Origin of the sequence: Ligilactobacillus pobuzihii E100301 = KCTC 13174, from assembly GCF_000349725.1 — a bacterium.
In the GTDB taxonomy this organism is placed as follows: domain Bacteria; phylum Bacillota; class Bacilli; order Lactobacillales; family Lactobacillaceae; genus Ligilactobacillus; species Ligilactobacillus pobuzihii.
Genome location: NZ_KB714703.1, coordinates 75,680 through 92,585 on the forward strand (window position 1 = coordinate 75,680; position 16,906 = coordinate 92,585).

The window sequence follows — 16,906 nt, forward strand, 5'->3', positions numbered from 1 at the left end:
GCCCTAACGGTAAAGTGACTGCGTAGATCAATGGTTCCCCGATACCCAAAATACCAACAGGTAAAGAACCTTTGATCATATCTACTAATTTCTTATCATGGCGCAAACGAGCCCACAGTGCCATGGCAGCGCCAACTTGGCCGCCTCCAGCCATTGCTAAGATCGGCAAAAGTGGTGTATTGCCCGTCTGACTGATCATTTGAACATGGATCGGTGTTAAGATCTGATGTAGTCCCAACATGACCATCGGCAAAAATAAAGCCCCTAATACAAAGCCTGAGAACGCTCCGCCAACATTTAAGACCCAATTGATCCCACCAACTAAACCATCGGAAACAAAGCCTGCCAATGGCATAATAATAAAGATCTCAGCTAAACCGATCAGTAACAAACTGACCATAGGCGTAATAATAATATCGATCGAATCGGGGATCCATTGATGCATTTTCTTTTCAATGACTGACAATAACCATACAGCCAAAATAACACCAATAATACCACCTTGGTTAGCAGCTAAAGCACTTCCGTTAAAAAGGTTCTTGATTGGTGCATCAGGTTCCATCCCTGTCAACAAAACAACGGCACCGGTAACACCACCTAATGTTGGAGTAGCTCCCCAGACACGTGCTGCATTGATACCCGTGTAAATCGGCAAATAAGTAAACATCCCATTTTTGATGATATTCAACACTAAAGCAACCTGATTCCAAGCTTCTCCAGTCAATGTCTTCGAAGTGATCAAATTAGAAATAATAGCTGCAATCCCGGCAATCAACCCTGAACCAACAAAGGCGGGAATCATCGGTACGAAGATATTAGCGATATCTTTTAATAATGACTTAAATGGTGACTTCTTTTGTTTTTCCTTGGTTTCAGCTTTAACTTTTGCGGCACGTTCTGCTGCCTGTGATCGGTTACTGGTGCCATCAGACTTTTCACCTGACTTATTACCTGAATATGCTTCCATTGCCGCATCAACTTTATTGACTTTGCCGGGGCCAATAACAACTTGCAGCTGCTCATCATTCACAACTCCTAAAACACCTGGAAGTTCTTTTAATTTATCTTCATCGACCTTGTCATGGTCAAAAACTTCGATCCGGATCCGGGTCATACAATTTTCAAAAGATTCCACATTATCTACGCCACCAGAGTATTCATAAATTTTCTCGGCAACTTTTTTCGCGTTGAAATCATCTGCCATTTTTAGACATCTCCTTTACCTTTTTCATCTACAATACTTTGTTTAACAAAGCCTTTTGCTTGTGTTAATTTCTGTTCTGCCTGTTCCTTAGTCGTATTCGTTTTAACCATTACGATCGCTGTTTTGACACTTAAATCAGCCTGTTTTAAATAAAACTCAGCCTCGGTATAATCAATGCCCGTTGCCTGCATGACGATTTGTTTGGCACGCTCAACCAATTTATTATTGGTAGCTTTAACATCGACCATCAAATTGTTATAGACCTTTCCGATCCCGATCATCGATAAAGTAGATAACATGTTTAAGACTAACTTCTGTGCGGTTCCAGATTTAAGTCGCGTTGAACCAGTCAAAAACTCTGGTCCACAGTCGACTTCGATGGACGTTTGGGCATATTGTGAAATCTCAGCTTTAGAGTTACAGGCCAGCGAGATCGTTGTTGCCCCAACGTTAGTTGCGTATTTTAATCCACCGATCACATAAGGTGTTCGTCCACTAGCCGCGATCCCCACAACTGCATCATTTTCTGTCAAATGAAGGTCCTGTAGATCTTGTGCGGCTAAAGTTAATGAATCCTCTGCCCCTTCAACTGCAACCGTCATCGCTTGTGGTCCACCAGCAATCAATCCAACGACCATCTCTTTTGGAACACCAAAAGTCGGCACACATTCAGCAGCATCTAAAACCCCTAGCCTACCACTTGTACCAGCCCCCAAATAAATCAAACGACCATTGGCGTTAAAAGCTTGAACGATCTGTCTGACAGCCTGTGAGATCTGTGGCAACGCCTGCTGTACACTAGGCGCAACTTTTTGATCTTCCTGATTCATTAATTTAGCAGCAGTTTCAACTGAAAGTTCATCTAAATTCATAGTAGCGTTATTGCGTCGTTCAGTCGTTAAATTACTCAAATCCACTTTCATTTACGTACCCCTTCCTACTTTAATAAAAGCACTCTCCAATTAAATCCTAGCATTTGTAAGCGCATTATTCAAATAATATTTAACCATATCAAATTTAATTGTTATAATTATGAAATAAAATTTCTTAAATAGCAACAAAAAACTCCACTTTATGATACAAAAAAGAGAACACCACCTGTGGCATCCTCCATCCTTAATTGTTTAAATATCATTTAAACGTTCTATCAATTCACGCGTTTCACGCAACTTATTTAAAACTTCAGTATAGTAACGCGCGACGTAACGAAACATTATTACATCAGCTACAAAAAATTCTGTCACTAAAGAAGTTGAGGCCCCAGGACGAATGATCGATTCACCTATTTTTTGTGATTCCAGCACATGGTCTGCTAAATTAGCTCCCTTAGAGTTTATATCAGCTGTTATCAGAACAGTCGCAACATTTTTTTCGGATGCAAAACGTAGTAATTGCAAGGCTTCTTTGGTATTGCCACTTGTTGATACAACTAATAAAAGATCGTTTTTGCTGCCAGAAGCTAAAGTAGTAGCAGCCAAGTGGGTATCGTTATTAACCAGAGCCTTAACACCTAAACGACTTAATTTTTGATAGATGTCTTGGGCAACTAATGATGATGAAACCAAGCCAAACAACTGCACTTGTGGTGCGTCATGGATCGCTGTGACGACTTGTTCGATCGTTTGGTCATCCAAATGTTTAGCCGTTACTTTCAACGCATTTTCGAAATGCAATTGAAGTTTACTGCTGATCTCAGCAGCACTTTCTCCCGGCTTGATCTCACTATATTCTTGCGCAGGCGTTTCTTGTACTGCTGCTGACAAATGAAGCTTCAAGTCAGAATAGCCATCTAGGCCTAATCGTCGACAAAAACGCACAACTGTAGCAGCACTGATTTGACAACGCTCAGCTAAGCTTTGCACCGATAATTGCATCACTTCAGTCGGCGCTGACAAAATGTAGTCGCATAAAACACGCTCTTTTTTACTGACCTGATTTCGCGTATTTTGCAATAAGACTAAAATATTTTCCATAATATTCCCTCATAAAATAACAGAGCGGAGTGAACTGGGAGAAAGTGAGCACTAATGGACTTAGACATTATGACAAGTGTTCTTCTTGGCGTGATGTCTAAGTTGATTAGGCGGAACTTTCTGGTTCACGGAGCTCGACTATTAAAACAGAGCGGAGAAACTCGACTAGAAGATGAGCATTAACGGACTTATACACCATATTGCGTTTTGAGCAATGTGGTGTGGAGGTCAGCTAAGCGGAATCTGCTGAGTTTCGGAGCTCGACTAATATAACAGAGCGGAGTGAATCGCTTAAAAGTTGAGCACTATCGGACTTCAACAATAAGTTGTGCTTTTTGCGATTTGTTGTTAAAGTTGATTAGGCGCAGACTTTTGATTCACGGAGCTCGACTATAAACAAAACTCTCTTACTTTTCTGCTGCCTTGTTATCTGCAATAGTCTCCAATAGCTCTTGGACCCTACTTGTAATTTGTTTACTGTATTCTTGTACACCTTGACTCAATTCAGCCGCAGTACAGATCTGATCGATCCGTAAGCCGGATGCATTGATATTTGGATCTTTTACAATCAAATTTACAACTACTTCAGCTGCGTCTTCTAATTCATCAAAAAAATTATCCACTTGTTTGACATTTTCAAACGGCAAATTAACTACGCCGCTTTCTAAACTGATAATGATCGGATCACTTTTAGTTTTGAGCAAGATCCGACTTTGTGCTAACTGGCCAGCGTCAGTCAATTCATTAAAATTGCTGATCATCTGCTCGACCATTTTATGTGCTTTTTTGTTAAAGTCACTTTTAGTAGCTTCAACTTGGTTTATTTTATAATTTTCATTAGTTATTTTCTCAATGAAATCGTTCACTGCGATTCGCATTTAACATTCCACATCCTCAAAGAAATTCTAGCAAACATTGTACTTTAAATTTGCTGAAAAACAAAATTTAATTATCTTTACGTACGATGAGTGAAAAAGTCAACGGGATCTGCGGATACTCTTTTGGCATAGTCCATTCATCTTTTTGCTCGTTGTAAGTTAACATTGGCGATGCTTGCCAATCAGTTTCTTGGTGCTCACCCATAGCTTCGATCGTTAACCCTGCATCACGTAGAACAGACACTATTTCTTGAAAATCATGTGCCCAGTTGTAATTGCGATCATGCTTTACTTTAGCAGCACCATCCGCAGTATCGTTGACAACATACGAGCTATCATCTTCGTAAAATGATTCCGTTTTGCTGAAGTAGTTTTGCTTGATCCTTAATCCTTCGTTATCTAACGCAAACAAAAGCGGGTGATTATCGCGGATCATAAAGATCCCGTTTGGACAAAGCAAGTCGGCGATCGACTTGGCCCATTCTTTTAGATCTGGTAGCCAAGTGATCGTGCCCGCACTAGTTACAATGACATCAAACTTTCCTAGTTTGTCAGGCATAGCCGCTGCTGCATAACGTGCATCGCCTTCTACATAATTAATGCTAGCACCTGCTTTTGCAGCTAATTTACGCGCATATCTTAATGAATTAGGCAAAAAATCAAGCCCGCAAACTGACTTTGCTCCTAACCTCCACCAGCTAACTGTATCATTACCGATATGACATTGTAAGTGAAGTAAGCGTTGACCAGCCACAGAATTGTTAGGTAAAAACGGCTTAAGAACTGCCAGATCACGTTGAACAGTCCCAGTAATTTCCTGCGGATTTTCGGCAAATTCATTTAAGTCACCATAACCACCATTGGCATGAACATCTGCGCGGTCATTCCAATTTTCTAAATTTTCCTTAATGGCTTTGTTATTATCCATGTACTTTCCTCCATTTATTATTTAGCTGTCATCATAATCATTTTAGCATGGACCATTTGGTAAAAAGCAAGTCAGTTAACTTTTGACTTGTAATAGATCAATTTTAGCAACTAAAGTTGGGTACTTTTCAGGCAAATATTTACGTCGAGCTTTTCGGATCTCTTTTTACATTCATTTACTTTTTTATAAGAGGCTAGAACACAACTAACTGTTCTTAACTAAAGGGACCATCGACCTAACCCATTTAATGGGATAAATCGATGGCCCCTAAACGTGATTCAAAAGATTAAAACCTTACTGTAACAATGGTTGCGTTACAATTCATCTTTTGTCTCACTTTTCTCTATTTTGATTCTATAGGTTAGCATCCATGTTGAACGTTAATTTTGATAATTGTAATCCTTGTTTGACGAAATTACCGATCTCATTCATCGTCCGGTCACGCATGTCAGCAACCATTTCATGGTTCCTTTCTGTTAGGTAATCAACTAGTTTCTGACCTGATAATTCAGCTGCATGCTTATCAGTTTCTGCGATCAAACGGTGTTGCTGTTCCTTCGCATCCGTTAAATAATCCCGATTTTCTTGCAAGAAGTTGGAATAATGAGCTTCTGTTAGCATTGACAATGTCCGGTACATCCAGTAAGCATTTTTAATATTGTAATCACGTGATGTCTCACTCCATGAGCTATCAGTATCATTAGCGTTGCTATAGAAAGGTACGTATGGTGTGAATGTTGGTACACCAAAACAAATCCACATCAAAGCTGACTGTTCTTTTGGAACATCATTTCTGATTTGCAAAACATGTGAGTTTTGTGTCCTATTCAATGAGATCGGCCGGAACTTCTTCTTGTCAGCTTCACAACCATGACCCAATGGATCGTATTGTGTTTCATTGTAGTGGGAGCTCAAAACATTTTCTAAGTCTTCCACTGACAACAAACGGTTGGCATGACAGATAAATGGCAAGTTGCTGCTTTGTGGGTCTTGTTGTATCTCGGGATTAAAACAACGTTGACCATACCATACACGTGGCGTGTTATAGTGGCGGTCTTTTTCGTTGTCAGTCCCAAAAATGCGACGGAAATTGAAGCTGTCCTTTGATGGATTCAAATGATGCTTTGCCACAAATTCTTGCAAACCATCAGACCACAAGTAATTATCAGGATCATTAAAATCGATGTGATCTTGAGCAACTTGATTAGCTGCGATCGCATAAGCATCATCCGGGATACGTGTAGCTGCCCAGTGGTGACCAGTAACGATCTCCATATACCACACTTCATCAGCATCCGACAATAAGATGCCGTTGCCTTCAGGTGAACCGTATTCCTTGATCAGATCACCCAAGTATTTGACACCGCCACGTGCAGAATCAATATAGGGTGCAACCATCGTTTGTAATGAATCCTCTGCCAAACCATCTTTTACCCAGGGATCATAAGCAAGTGCGCGCTCATTACCATAAACTGATTCAGTTGAAGACATCGCAACGTTTTTTTCGTTGATCGATGTTTCATTAAAGACGCCCCATTTGTCAACTTCCACGTTAGGAGTAAATGTTGTTTTGTATCCTGATTCTGGCAAAGGTGCCTTGAAACCATTCATGTTAGATTCCAAAGTTTCCTTGCGACCAGAAACTGCCGGTTGCATCACAAAACGTTGTGGAGTCAGCGGCAAAAAAGTATCATCATTGCGGGCGATCATCGTTGACCCGTCAATGCTGGCTTTTTTTCCGACTAGTATCGTTGTACATGCGCTCTCATTCATTCAAATCATTCCTTTATTTAAGTTATTGCCTGCTTTCATTTTATCATCTTATGCAAATGAATTTTACAAAGACTAGCAATTCTCATAATTTACCCATTCCAAACTCACTTATAAGTTTGCGGCAATAAAAATAGAATATCTTTACAAAACTTTGAAGTAAATCTGAGGGGCTTATCTGTCATTTGCGCCTAGCTAGATCCCTACGATCAGTTAAGGAAGCAGTGAATTAGTACAATAACGTCACAATTTTAGTTGTGTTTGACTCACCAATAAAGAAAAATATTATTTATTTTGAAAACGTAGTAAGATCCCACGAAAAATGCCATAAAAAATACCAGCCACTACCGAAACAATTAGTACATTGGTCCAGTTGAAAGAACCTGAAAAATAGCTGCCGATGGCATAAACTAACAAAAAAATAATAAAAAACCTCAAGGTTTCTTTTATTATTTTATTCATCATAACACGAGACCTCCTTAAACTGATTGTAGCAAAAATATGAAAAATGTCCTAAAGTTAATGCTTTTCACAGTGAGTACTAACATGCATCCAGTGTTGTTTCGTAGTTTCAAGAACCACCTATTTGTCAGCTAAATAGTCATCTAAGAATTGTAACTGTCCTTCATCTTGGAATAACTGACCGATCTCTAACAATAATTGATCTTGACCCTTAGCCGCTTCAAATTGGACACCTAAAGGTAAACCTTTTTTAGAAACATAGGTCGGTAAGCTCAGAGCTGGCTCACCAGAAACATTTGCTAACTGAGTAAATGGCGTTTTGGCCAAACCGTGCATCCACGCATCATAAATCAACTGGATCTGTTTTTTATGATCCAGCTTAGAGATCTGATGCAGGCGCTTAGTGTATTTGGGTAAATAAGCCGGATCACTATTTTTAGCAGCTGTTTTTGCTGTTGTTGGCGTTAAATATAACGGATATTTTTTATGAAAATCTGTCATTTGCCGGTCAACCAGCTCGTTTTCTTTAGCGATCTGTTTTTCAGTTGATTTCGGCTGTTTTTTGTCGGCCTGATACAAAGCCCATGTCATTGGTGAGACATCCTTATATTTCATGTTCTTGCCGGTCTTTTCTTTGATCAATTCATTAGCACTAGTGCCAGACGGCGTTGATTCTTTGTAATAAGTCTTCATCAATTTTTCACCATCGACTGGGGCATTTTTTTTAACTACCGTATAACCTTGAGCACGCAAAAATTTGACTGTTTGCTTAACAGCTTTTATAGCATCTTTACTGACTTTAGTCCCAACTGGCGACTTAGTTGAATATGCAATTGGATATTTTTTAAGGTCTTGTGTTGGTTCTTTGACCAATTCATCTCGATTGTCTTCGTTGATCATGCCATCAAAATATTTTTTGAGATCCGACACATTTTTAGCATTCGCAAAGTTAACTGATGAAGGCACAGTGTCGTCACCTACGATCACACCTTGGGTCGGCTTCAGACCGATCACACCCGACCAAGAAGCTGGGATCCGCAACGAACCACCCGCGTCATTTCCGGTCGTAACAGGGACGATACTTTTAGCTAAACTAGCAACACCGCCACCAGACGAACCACCCGTATTGTACTTAGGATTCCACGGATTATGTGCATTACCATAGAGTTTGGACTTTGTTACATTGGTCAAACCTAACTCAGGATAATTAGTTTGCCCAATGATCACAAAACCTAACGACTGCAAACGCTTGACATAGTCTGAGGTTTTATCTGCTATTTTACCCTTCAATGGTTTCAAACCATTCGTGTCTAGCTTTGGCAATTAAAATAGTGACAATATGCGTCAAAATGTGATAAACTGGCAAATTCAATATCGTTAAGTAGCGATAAATAACATCTCGTGTGGGTCAATTTTGTGGGTCAAAAATAAGGACAGTCCAATTAAGGGCTGCCCTTTTAGTTTATTCTTCTTCAAGTACAATTTCAGTGATTTCTGGTTCATGATATTCATGTTCGATCTGTCCCATAAACCATTTTTTAAGATGTTCTTTGTCTGAAAAATCTTCATCAGTGTAATAAGATTCAAGATTTGATGTCATATCTTTCTCAATGTCATTGCCGTCAAAAATATCAACTAGCGTGGTTGCTACATATCGGCCACCGATATAATCAGTGTTTTCATCGTTCAATTGTTCGAATTGGATCGTTGTTTGATAAGCCTTATTTTCTGCGGTAAATTCGATGTTTGCTATCATTGTTTTTTCCTCCTGTAGTCTTGCGTTGATGATTTCTTGTAACTCCTTAATATCTTCGTATGTGCCGTATTTCCTGATAAAGTTCCGAGCTGACGATCGTTTAGCTCGGTAATTTTTTTCTGTTCTGTGACTATCATCATATTTTTTAACCGCTTTAAGCTGAGCCTTTGTCGTCATATGTTTATCCCTTTCTTGATTACAAATATATTATAAGTTATAGCTTAGATAATTGCAAGTGCTTTTAGAAAGTTTTTTCAGAAAATGCTATAATAAAAAGAACTCAAAAGATGTTGGGCTGCTTGCCACCATATCTTCATGAGTCCTTGGTATTTTTAGCCTAGATGCTCGTCTAACCATCTTTTGATTAAGTATAGAGCTACACCAACGGCTACATCATAGGCAAAATTGCCAATGATCGTGGATAAAAGGATAAAAATCACTTCCTTCATGGCTAATAATATATCCTTGGTTAAGGGATATAAGCCACTTCATATTTTATAACAAACAAAATAATTAATAAAGTTTTGGTGGGCTGTACCAGCCGTTAAAAAACTTGACATTAATTAAGTAGCTGATATATTATTGATTTGTGGATAGAAGGATAGGTCCTTCTTTCGAGGTTGGTTACCTCAATTAATGCAATGTCTTTCATTGTCGTTTGTCTAGCTCGTTATCGCTAGTCGTTTCTGTCCTGTGTGGTGCTCATGCAGGGCTATTTTTATACAAAAAAATAACACCCGTCGGGGAGACGGGCGTAAATATAATATAGGGGTGACATCTACATCACCCACAATTAGCATATCATTAATAATAGATTTTTTGACCAACAGAAATCCGATTAGCGTTCTTGATACCGTTCTTTTTCTGCAAGTAGGCAACTGAGTAGCCTGTTAGATAACTAATGTGGCTTAGCGTATCGCCTGACTGTACAATACGGTAACGTGAACCTTTGCTTGATTTAGACTTCTTAGCTGTACCATTGATCTTGAGCTTTTGACCAACCTTGATCATATTCCAGTTAGAAATGTCGTTGATACTTGCCAACGTTGCGGTGGACATACCGTACTTCGTAGCGATTCCTGACAATGTATCACCCGACCTAACGGTATATGTGGATGATTTAGCTTTCGGCTTGGCTACTGGTTTCTTAGCTGGTTTAGCAGGTGTGATCTTGCTACTGCCTTTTGCGTAGGCTTTCCATTGTGCAGGTGTTACGTAATAAACTGAGTGATCTAAGGGCGTGCTGCTAAACTGCCACCCAAATACTGTCATACCGTGGGCATTATAGTTAGATTTCGGCTCGCTAAAGCTTGGATAATTACTATATGGATATTGCGCAATCCAGAGCGCATTAGTCTTCTTGACATATGGAGCAACTTGACCAGCACCTTCTGAACCCGTGTAAATGACGCAGTCAATGCCCGTTTTGGCTTTTACACGATCAACGAATTGCTTAACCCACTTGCCATTACCGTAAGCACTATTTTGCCCATTTTCCCAATCAAGAAATAGAACTGCTTCGCCAATGTATCCTTTAATATTTTTCAGGAAGTAATCGGCTTCAGTGGTAGCATTCCCACCACCCGCATAGTGGTAGACCCCCAAGAGCTTGCCATTCTTTTTTGCATTTTGATACTGTGCGTCACACTTAGGATTAACATAGCCTGTTCCTTGCGTAGCTTTAACCACAGTGGCTTGTGCGTTCTTATTAACTGCTTGTGCTACCGTCTGATAACTAGCGACATCGATTCCATAGATTTTACTCATGTTCGTCTTCCTCCTTCTTGTCAGTAGGAGCTGTTAAGATACCGAATGCCGTCAGTGCTGAAATAACTGCACTAATTACGCCTGAAACACTGGCTACCGTGTTATTATCTATGTTTACGCCCAATGCACTTAAAACGCCTGTGATTGCTGCGATAATTGCACCAGATAGCGTTAGCCATGCACCGGCTGATTTATGGTTAAAATTAAGTTTCATTTTTGTACTCCTTTCACTAGTTCTGTAAGTCGTTTGACTTCTTTAGTTAGATCGTTGATTGTTTCTTGCATTTCGTCTAATTTATTGTGTAATTCAAGATTTTCTTTGCGAACTTGAATTAATTCTTCACTGGTTGATTTGAGGTCTTTGTTTGCCTGCCTCAATTCTTTCATGATATCCACATCGCTATTTCGCCAGTTTCCTTTCAATGTGATCAATGCAGCAGCAATACTTCCAACAAGCGTGATCAGTGCGACCCAGATTCCTGTTTGCATTAAAAATCACCTGCCAATATATCGATCCAGAAACTGACTGCGACTGCGAAAACCAATGCTGTCTGCATTGTAAACATTTGTGAGAGTAGATAGTCACGATAGGCGAATAAAGCAAAATAAGCCATCCAAATGCCTACACCCGTCACTAGGAAGATAATCTTGCCTTTAACCATGTGACGCTTGCTAAACGCCACATATAAGCCGAATAAGGCAAGTGTAATTATTAGCTCCAGTAAGCCACTATCAAACGCATGACGCACTACATAATAATGACTTTGTGCGGGTACACCCTGCAATTCTTGAAACTTCCCGCGCCACATAAATAAGGCCAACACTAATGTCGTGAATGCCTTACTGATAATATTTCGATTATGGACAAATCGCTGTTTTATTGTCCAAGTTTTCTCATCTGCCATATATACACCTTCTTACTCTTTCTACACAAAAATAGCCGCCCTTGCGTACTGTGATTTTCGTAGGCGACTTCAAAAAATTATTCAGCGGTTTCTTCTGCCGCCTCAGGGTAGTCTTCGCCGACAATATCCTTGTAATCTTCTTTAGTCATAGCGCCTTTTTTGACCATAGCTTGTTCGTCCTCTTTGGTCATTGTGTTCCAATTTTGATAAGCAAATTTAAATACTAATAACATTATTCATTACCTCCCATAGCGATAGCGGTGATTACTTTTTGCAACTGTTTAATTTCTTCTTCCGTATCAGCATACTGTTTTCCTAAAGATGTCAAAGCTTGTTCAATGTCGCTTGGACCCACTGGAATTTCACCATCGGGCAAAGGATCGTCCTTGTGTACATCTTCGTATTCATCGGCAGTTAGACCAACCCATTTTTTGCCGTCCCACTTCGGGTCATAAAGGCCAGTTCCGTCTTCGGCAATTGGTTGAATGTCAGTAGCATTTGCAGGCATTTCTTCGTCGTCTGCGATTAAATCAACACTTGTAAATATTTTAGTTTTTGGGTCGTAGAAATATATTGCTTTCATTTAGACACCCCTTTCTATCTATGTGGTGCAATGTAAGATGTTGCTAGTTGAAGCCTTGTATCAGGTTTGATTTCTTTGACTTCTGGGAAAATATTGACTTTGCCACTGTCAATAGTCCATCTAATATTGTTATTGCCTACGAAGAAGTTATTACCGTTAAGTTTAATTTTTTCAGGCATTCTAGCCACTGTTATAGGGTCATATGTTTTCAGTGTCTTATTGATACCTAAATCGATCTTCATGTAAACACAATCAACATCTCCGACTTTGAACTTTCTAAAACCTGTATATTTGTTCTTATCGGCGTTATGTTTAACTCCCCAATCAAAAGCACCATTTACAAATGTAAAGCCTTCAGTGGTCCAATCAGTATCACCAGCTTCTGACGTAAACTTCTGATCAAGGTCAATCACCCCGTCAGCTTTTGTCTGTGGATAAACGTCATTACTATCTGCGTCTTGAATACGTCCGATATATGCTGCCATATTTTACACATCCTTTACTTTTACGAGCTTGATACTGGAATCACCAGCAGGACCTTGAGGACCTTGTTTACCATTTTCCCCGTCCTTGCCAGCAGGTCCTTGTTTTCCGTCAGCACCGTTTTTGCCATCTGCGCCTTTAGCGCCAGTAGCACCTTTAAGACTAGCAAGCCATTCTTTTTCTGTCCCTGTGTAGCCATTTTCTTGAGCTACTTCATAAGCAGATAAACCAGGGTCGCCTTTTTCACCAGTACCACCAGTGCCGCCCCCATGTGCCTTAATAAATTTTTCTAAATCAATGATAGCGTCGGCGTGTGATTGCGGATAAAACTGCGCTTCACCACCATTACCGTCGTCTTTCATCATCTTGTAAACTTCTGTCATTTAATTTCACTCACTTTCACGTAAGAAATCTTAGAAACTGGTTGAATAATTAACGGCAACTCCCAACTATCACCACCGCCTGAAACAGTCTTTTGAACTTCATATTTGAGCGGTAAGCTTGATGTTGTAAAGCCATTAAGTCGCAGATTGCGTGCGTCTTTGTTCGCTACGTCTGCGGCATAAATCAAGTGATACATTTCTTTTTGCATAGCATCTAAACGTTCTTTAAGTGTTTTGTACACCTTACCGTTAATGTCGATACGTGCATTTTTTAGCTCATCTATATCGGTATCACCAGCAATAGTGTCCTTCCACTCGTCAGATAATCTGTCTGCTAACTTTTGCAGCTCTTGAGCCACTTTTTGATCGTCAAAATACCCAGCAAAAACTTGCTCGATAATACGTGCGATCGTTTCGCGAACATCAACACCATACATTTTTTCACGAATCCACGTTGCTAGTTTCTTAGCTGATTCAGGTAACTTGGATTCGTCCACGTCGTCAGCTTCGACTATATGTGTCGGATCACGATAATTAACTTTTTTAGCCATTTTAGCCATGTACTCACTCCTTTACTTTAAATATTGTTTTTTGAACCGTTCGGAAGGTTCTGTACTCATATCAACGTCGCCTGTAATACCCTTGACCCGACCGACTGATGTATATTGCCATAAGTCATAAGGGTGGGTAGGTTTCCTTGAATTTCCAACTGTACCGTCGTTTTGACCATAACTAGGTAGCCAGATAGAACCAGCACGACCAACGTTCAAGTTGAATTGGCTATATAAATTATTTGCGATATATAGAACGATCTTGCTGTCTGGTACGCCTAATTTATTAAGCTGATTCATATATGCTTCGACACCACCACGCATAGCACCGTAACTGTTACTCATCTCCAAGGTTTCAACGTCGATCATGTAGAAAGTTGGTTGTTTACGGTTTTCCACTGCACCTTGAGTCCGATTGTAGAAGTTGCGTGCTTCTGCCTGTGCGTCCGCATTAGATTGTCCGCGGAAGAAGGAGTAAACTGCATAATTTACACCGGCCTTAATGGCATTAGGAATGTTTCGTTTGTAACGCAAATCTTCGTGTGTGGTTCCGTCTTGGACACGAATAGTGGCAAGGCTAACATCATCGCTTTTAACTTGGCTCCAATTTATCCCAGCCTGAAATTCAGAAATGTCAATGATCTTCCCAACGTGAATAGGTTTATTATTACCGCCACCGTTGTCGGGGGGAGTAGGAGGACTGGTTGAAATATCGTTGATTTGTTTTTGCAAATCTTTAATGATCTTATCCATGTCTTCGCCTTGACTGGCCAGCTTTTTAGCTTCATCTTTCCAGTTCTTATTGATCGCAGATATTTTGTTATCGTAGCCAGCAACTATTTTCTGCTGGGCTATTAACTGGCGCCGTAATGCGTCCGTTTCAGCTTGGCGTTGCCGTTGCTGCATTTTCTCATACGATCGCAAATTCATAGTATCCTCTCCAATAGTCAAGGAAGAGCTAGAAATATTTAGAAAGTCGAGGCTCATACCAGTTATGCGCTCCGTCATATCTATTCCTTGAATAGGATTGACAATGCGGACCATATCCCCCAGCTCGAACTCGTCGAAACTGTCCGGTTTGATATGTGATAAATCGACGTAACCCAACTGAATTTGAGTTTTTAGGTTCTTTTGATTTTTCAGTTCAGCCTGCCCTTTAGTTTTTAGTGCAGCGGCGGTTGTCACGTCGTCCCAAACGACCGTTTTAACGTGAGTGCCGTATTCCTGAATTAAAGTATTATCCCTTAAATAAATATCTCCTCTATTGACACTAGAAATAGTTAGACGTGGATAAGCTGCGCTGGTGTCTCCGCCTTGTTTTGGCTCTTGAGTAGCACCTAAAGGCTTCAAAACCGTAACGATCTGACTAGGGTCAGTTTGACGTGTTAATGACATCAAATTGCGTCTTAACATAATCGGTTGCTGAGCCACGCCACCTAATTTCGGCACGTAATCTAAAACAAGCTTACCAGCGACTTCACGTAAACGGACCTCTCCGCCCAGTCGACTGACAAGCTTATCTTGAATATTGTCATAAGTGTCCTTAGTTTCGTCAGTAAACCGATAAACATTATCGGTACTATTCGTTACCGTTACATTTCCCAACGATATTTTTTTGTAACTTTCCATTTGTTTGTTATGTTCATTAACTAGCCACGCCAGAAACTGCTTCGGCGTCGTATTATGAAACTCGTGGAAAGGCGGCACGCTATCATGCAGAAAGCCTGTGATATGCTCCGCAGTGATCTGTTTTTGCACATTCCCTGAAGTGTCCATACTATCAGAAGGCGTGATCACCCGACCGTCGAAGAGAAGTTTCTTTTTATCGGGACGTGTAACTTTGATAAACGTGGTGTACATGTTGAAGTTAGCATATTGTTTATGAGTGGGTGGAATAGTTAGCGAAAGAGAGTCAAACGCACTGACATCTTTCGTTACGCTGGCAGACACCAAACGTGCAGCACTGCCGACTGGCGAATTTAAAAGACGTTCTTCGCCATTGAAACCTTGGCGAACGGTTATTCTGTAACCTGTGGCCATTAGATAACCTCCTCGTACCAGTCGAAACTAACGTGTCCTGTTCCAATCAAAGTAATGTTATTTTCTCCGGGCTGAATTAGAATCTCGTCGCTGTTGGTGATGCCTTTGGCAACAGAAAATACTTCGCCCCCGATAGCAACTTTAAATGGCGCATTTGTTTCTAGCGTCAATGGAACTGCCACATTACTGTTATTGATCAGTAGAACATCATCACTGCGCTTAACATCGAACTTCGTGTACTGTGCTACATCTAAATCGAAACGGAACGGGTCCCACTCGTCGGTAGTATTAGCGTGGTGGAAGCGATAAGGATAGCACTGAAAAACAATCGTTATATATGAATAAACGGAAAACTCTTGAATCTGTGGTGCTTGCTGCACTTCTCCCAAATAATAGAAGTCGGGCATTACGTCGTCTTCAAGCTTGATCTTACCTGCTGGCGACATTAACCAGTTAACTATCTTAGTCCAAGCCAGATATAGCTCGTCCCGATTGTTATAACCAACTGGTATTTTGCAAGGAAAAGTAATTGTACGTTCTCCAAAGTTATTGGTACCGTAAACGTCAGATAAATCGAGCAAGCCGTCCGCATAGGGCAACTGTACGGTAACCTTGTTTTTGGCTGGTAAAGTCATCGACTTCGTACTTAACACGCGCAAACCAAAGTCAGAGGTATGGTGTCCGTTAAACGTGAAACCATATTTAGTTGATGTTTGCATTGATAGCTAACCCCCTGTCACTGTATATTTGCCGTTGAACGCGTTGTGCTGAACCATAGCCCTCATATGTTTTCGAGAAACTTGAACCATCAACAGTCAGGTTCTTATCTGCAATTTCACCCAATAGTTGCTCCACGTGATCAAGCTTAGAATTATAATCAATAATCGGCTTATCATTTGAGCTATTGCTTTGAACAACGTTGCCGTTATAATGTGGCATTAAACCGCCGCGACCATTAGAAGCCTGTGCGCCTTTAACAATGCGCGAAATCTTAGCACTCATTGAATTAGGTGCATAAGCTGCACGTTCGTTCAGAGCGTCCACAATTAAGCCGTCTGCACTATCACGCTGCGAGTTGATAATACGCTCAGGGTTCTTTTCAGAAACACCAATAATTGACGGCTTAGTAATATGTCCGCCGTTGTCATACCAGTTATGAGATAGATGGAATCGTTTAGCGGCTTGTGCGCTACCATAGCGACCATGAACGTACTTAGCCATCC

The 16,906-nt window shown here is 40.4% G+C and carries 19 protein-coding genes and 2 pseudogenes; all 21 read right to left on the bottom strand.

Annotated features, from left to right (window positions below):
* Nucleotides 1–1,204: pseudogene (locus LACPOB_RS13175) on the bottom strand (PTS transporter subunit EIIC); the annotation flags it as partial.
* A gap of 2 nt (nt 1,205–1,206) precedes the next feature.
* Nucleotides 1,207–2,127: an N-acetylmuramic acid 6-phosphate etherase gene (gene murQ / locus LACPOB_RS0110420; protein ID WP_017868761.1), complete on the bottom strand. Its 921-nt coding sequence runs from the start codon at nt 2,125–2,127 to the stop codon at nt 1,207–1,209.
* Nucleotides 2,128–2,328: 201 nt separating this feature from the next.
* Entirely contained in the window at nt 2,329–3,177 is an 849-nt protein-coding gene (locus tag LACPOB_RS0110425; protein ID WP_017868762.1) for a MurR/RpiR family transcriptional regulator, read from the bottom strand.
* 407 nt (nt 3,178–3,584) lie between these two features.
* Nucleotides 3,585–4,055 carry a hypothetical protein gene (locus tag LACPOB_RS0110430; protein WP_017868763.1) on the bottom strand — a complete coding sequence of 157 codons (471 nt, stop codon included), beginning with the start codon at nt 4,053–4,055 and terminating at the stop codon, nt 3,585–3,587.
* 67 nt (nt 4,056–4,122) lie between these two features.
* Nucleotides 4,123–4,983 (bottom strand): class I SAM-dependent methyltransferase, encoded by an 861-nt coding sequence (locus LACPOB_RS0110435; protein ID WP_017868764.1) that lies wholly within the window; start codon nt 4,981–4,983, stop codon nt 4,123–4,125.
* A 354-nt stretch (nt 4,984–5,337) separates the two neighbouring features.
* On the bottom strand, nt 5,338–6,756 hold the full coding sequence (locus tag LACPOB_RS0110440; protein WP_017868765.1) for a C69 family dipeptidase: 1,419 nt from the start codon (nt 6,754–6,756) through the stop codon (nt 5,338–5,340).
* Between the two features lie 282 nt (nt 6,757–7,038).
* A complete protein-coding gene (locus tag LACPOB_RS0110445; protein ID WP_017868766.1) occupies nt 7,039–7,218 on the bottom strand; it encodes a hypothetical protein in 180 nt (59 codons plus the stop codon).
* Nucleotides 7,219–7,335: 117 nt separating this feature from the next.
* Nucleotides 7,336–8,538 (bottom strand): amidase family protein, encoded by a 1,203-nt coding sequence (locus tag LACPOB_RS12100; RefSeq protein ID WP_152416265.1) that lies wholly within the window; start codon nt 8,536–8,538, stop codon nt 7,336–7,338.
* A gap of 139 nt (nt 8,539–8,677) precedes the next feature.
* Nucleotides 8,678–9,148 (bottom strand): hypothetical protein, encoded by a 471-nt coding sequence (locus LACPOB_RS12825; protein WP_017868768.1) that lies wholly within the window; start codon nt 9,146–9,148, stop codon nt 8,678–8,680.
* A 627-nt stretch (nt 9,149–9,775) separates the two neighbouring features.
* Nucleotides 9,776–10,738: a GH25 family lysozyme gene (locus tag LACPOB_RS12315; RefSeq protein ID WP_017868769.1), complete on the bottom strand. Its 963-nt coding sequence runs from the start codon at nt 10,736–10,738 to the stop codon at nt 9,776–9,778.
* Nucleotides 10,731–10,952 (bottom strand): phage holin, encoded by a 222-nt coding sequence (locus LACPOB_RS0110465; protein WP_017868770.1) that lies wholly within the window; start codon nt 10,950–10,952, stop codon nt 10,731–10,733. The genes LACPOB_RS12315 and LACPOB_RS0110465 overlap by 8 nt, the downstream gene beginning before the upstream one ends.
* A complete protein-coding gene (locus tag LACPOB_RS12115; RefSeq protein ID WP_017868771.1) occupies nt 10,949–11,227 on the bottom strand; it encodes a hypothetical protein in 279 nt (92 codons plus the stop codon). Before LACPOB_RS12115 ends, LACPOB_RS0110465 begins: the two co-directional genes overlap by 4 nt.
* On the bottom strand, nt 11,227–11,643 hold the full coding sequence (locus tag LACPOB_RS0110475; RefSeq protein WP_017868772.1) for a hypothetical protein: 417 nt from the start codon (nt 11,641–11,643) through the stop codon (nt 11,227–11,229). The genes LACPOB_RS12115 and LACPOB_RS0110475 overlap by 1 nt, the downstream gene beginning before the upstream one ends.
* A 77-nt stretch (nt 11,644–11,720) precedes the next feature.
* Entirely contained in the window at nt 11,721–11,876 is a 156-nt protein-coding gene (locus tag LACPOB_RS12535) for an XkdX family protein (protein ID WP_017868773.1), read from the bottom strand.
* Nucleotides 11,876–12,226, bottom strand: a complete 351-nt coding sequence (locus LACPOB_RS12125) for a YomQ N-terminal domain-containing protein (RefSeq protein WP_017868774.1) — start codon at nt 12,224–12,226, stop codon at nt 11,876–11,878. Before LACPOB_RS12125 ends, LACPOB_RS12535 begins: the two co-directional genes overlap by 1 nt.
* A gap of 14 nt (nt 12,227–12,240) precedes the next feature.
* Nucleotides 12,241–12,711, bottom strand: a complete 471-nt coding sequence (locus tag LACPOB_RS0110490) for a hypothetical protein (protein ID WP_017868775.1) — start codon at nt 12,709–12,711, stop codon at nt 12,241–12,243.
* 3 nt (nt 12,712–12,714) lie between these two features.
* Nucleotides 12,715–13,092, bottom strand: coding sequence for a collagen-like protein (locus LACPOB_RS12785; RefSeq protein ID WP_017868776.1), 378 nt, complete (start codon nt 13,090–13,092; stop codon nt 12,715–12,717).
* Nucleotides 13,089–13,652 carry a hypothetical protein gene (locus LACPOB_RS0110500; protein ID WP_017868777.1) on the bottom strand — a complete coding sequence of 188 codons (564 nt, stop codon included), beginning with the start codon at nt 13,650–13,652 and terminating at the stop codon, nt 13,089–13,091. The genes LACPOB_RS12785 and LACPOB_RS0110500 overlap by 4 nt, the downstream gene beginning before the upstream one ends.
* A gap of 12 nt (nt 13,653–13,664) precedes the next feature.
* Nucleotides 13,665–15,683 (bottom strand): phage tail spike protein, encoded by a 2,019-nt coding sequence (locus LACPOB_RS12540; RefSeq protein WP_017868778.1) that lies wholly within the window; start codon nt 15,681–15,683, stop codon nt 13,665–13,667.
* On the bottom strand, nt 15,683–16,402 hold the full coding sequence (locus LACPOB_RS0110510; RefSeq protein ID WP_017868779.1) for a phage tail domain-containing protein: 720 nt from the start codon (nt 16,400–16,402) through the stop codon (nt 15,683–15,685). Before LACPOB_RS0110510 ends, LACPOB_RS12540 begins: the two co-directional genes overlap by 1 nt.
* Nucleotides 16,386–16,906 (bottom strand): annotated as a pseudogene (locus tag LACPOB_RS12135) (hypothetical protein); the annotation flags it as partial. The pseudogene LACPOB_RS12135 and the gene LACPOB_RS0110510, both read right to left, overlap by 17 nt.

Coding starts and splice junctions, on each gene's coding strand:
- murQ (WP_017868761.1), bottom strand. CDS start 2,127: ATGAAAGTGGATTTGAGTAATTTAACGACTGAACGACGCAATAACGCT.
- LACPOB_RS12315 (WP_017868769.1), bottom strand. CDS start 10,738: ATGAGTAAAATCTATGGAATCGATGTCGCTAGTTATCAGACGGTAGCA.
- LACPOB_RS0110445 (WP_017868766.1), bottom strand. CDS start 7,218: ATGATGAATAAAATAATAAAAGAAACCTTGAGGTTTTTTATTATTTTT.
- LACPOB_RS12825 (WP_017868768.1), bottom strand. CDS start 9,148: ATGACGACAAAGGCTCAGCTTAAAGCGGTTAAAAAATATGATGATAGT.
- LACPOB_RS12125 (WP_017868774.1), bottom strand. CDS start 12,226: ATGAAAGCAATATATTTCTACGACCCAAAAACTAAAATATTTACAAGT.
- LACPOB_RS0110425 (WP_017868762.1), bottom strand. CDS start 3,177: ATGGAAAATATTTTAGTCTTATTGCAAAATACGCGAAATCAGGTCAGT.
- LACPOB_RS0110440 (WP_017868765.1), bottom strand. CDS start 6,756: ATGAATGAGAGCGCATGTACAACGATACTAGTCGGAAAAAAAGCCAGC.
- LACPOB_RS0110490 (WP_017868775.1), bottom strand. CDS start 12,711: ATGGCAGCATATATCGGACGTATTCAAGACGCAGATAGTAATGACGTT.
- LACPOB_RS0110500 (WP_017868777.1), bottom strand. CDS start 13,652: ATGGCTAAAATGGCTAAAAAAGTTAATTATCGTGATCCGACACATATA.
- LACPOB_RS0110475 (WP_017868772.1), bottom strand. CDS start 11,643: ATGGCAGATGAGAAAACTTGGACAATAAAACAGCGATTTGTCCATAAT.
- LACPOB_RS0110465 (WP_017868770.1), bottom strand. CDS start 10,952: ATGAAACTTAATTTTAACCATAAATCAGCCGGTGCATGGCTAACGCTA.
- LACPOB_RS0110510 (WP_017868779.1), bottom strand. CDS start 16,402: ATGCAAACATCAACTAAATATGGTTTCACGTTTAACGGACACCATACC.
- LACPOB_RS12535 (WP_017868773.1), bottom strand. CDS start 11,876: ATGTTATTAGTATTTAAATTTGCTTATCAAAATTGGAACACAATGACC.
- LACPOB_RS12115 (WP_017868771.1), bottom strand. CDS start 11,227: ATGCAAACAGGAATCTGGGTCGCACTGATCACGCTTGTTGGAAGTATT.
- LACPOB_RS0110430 (WP_017868763.1), bottom strand. CDS start 4,055: ATGCGAATCGCAGTGAACGATTTCATTGAGAAAATAACTAATGAAAAT.
- LACPOB_RS12540 (WP_017868778.1), bottom strand. CDS start 15,683: ATGGCCACAGGTTACAGAATAACCGTTCGCCAAGGTTTCAATGGCGAA.
- LACPOB_RS0110435 (WP_017868764.1), bottom strand. CDS start 4,983: ATGGATAATAACAAAGCCATTAAGGAAAATTTAGAAAATTGGAATGAC.
- LACPOB_RS12785 (WP_017868776.1), bottom strand. CDS start 13,092: ATGACAGAAGTTTACAAGATGATGAAAGACGACGGTAATGGTGGTGAA.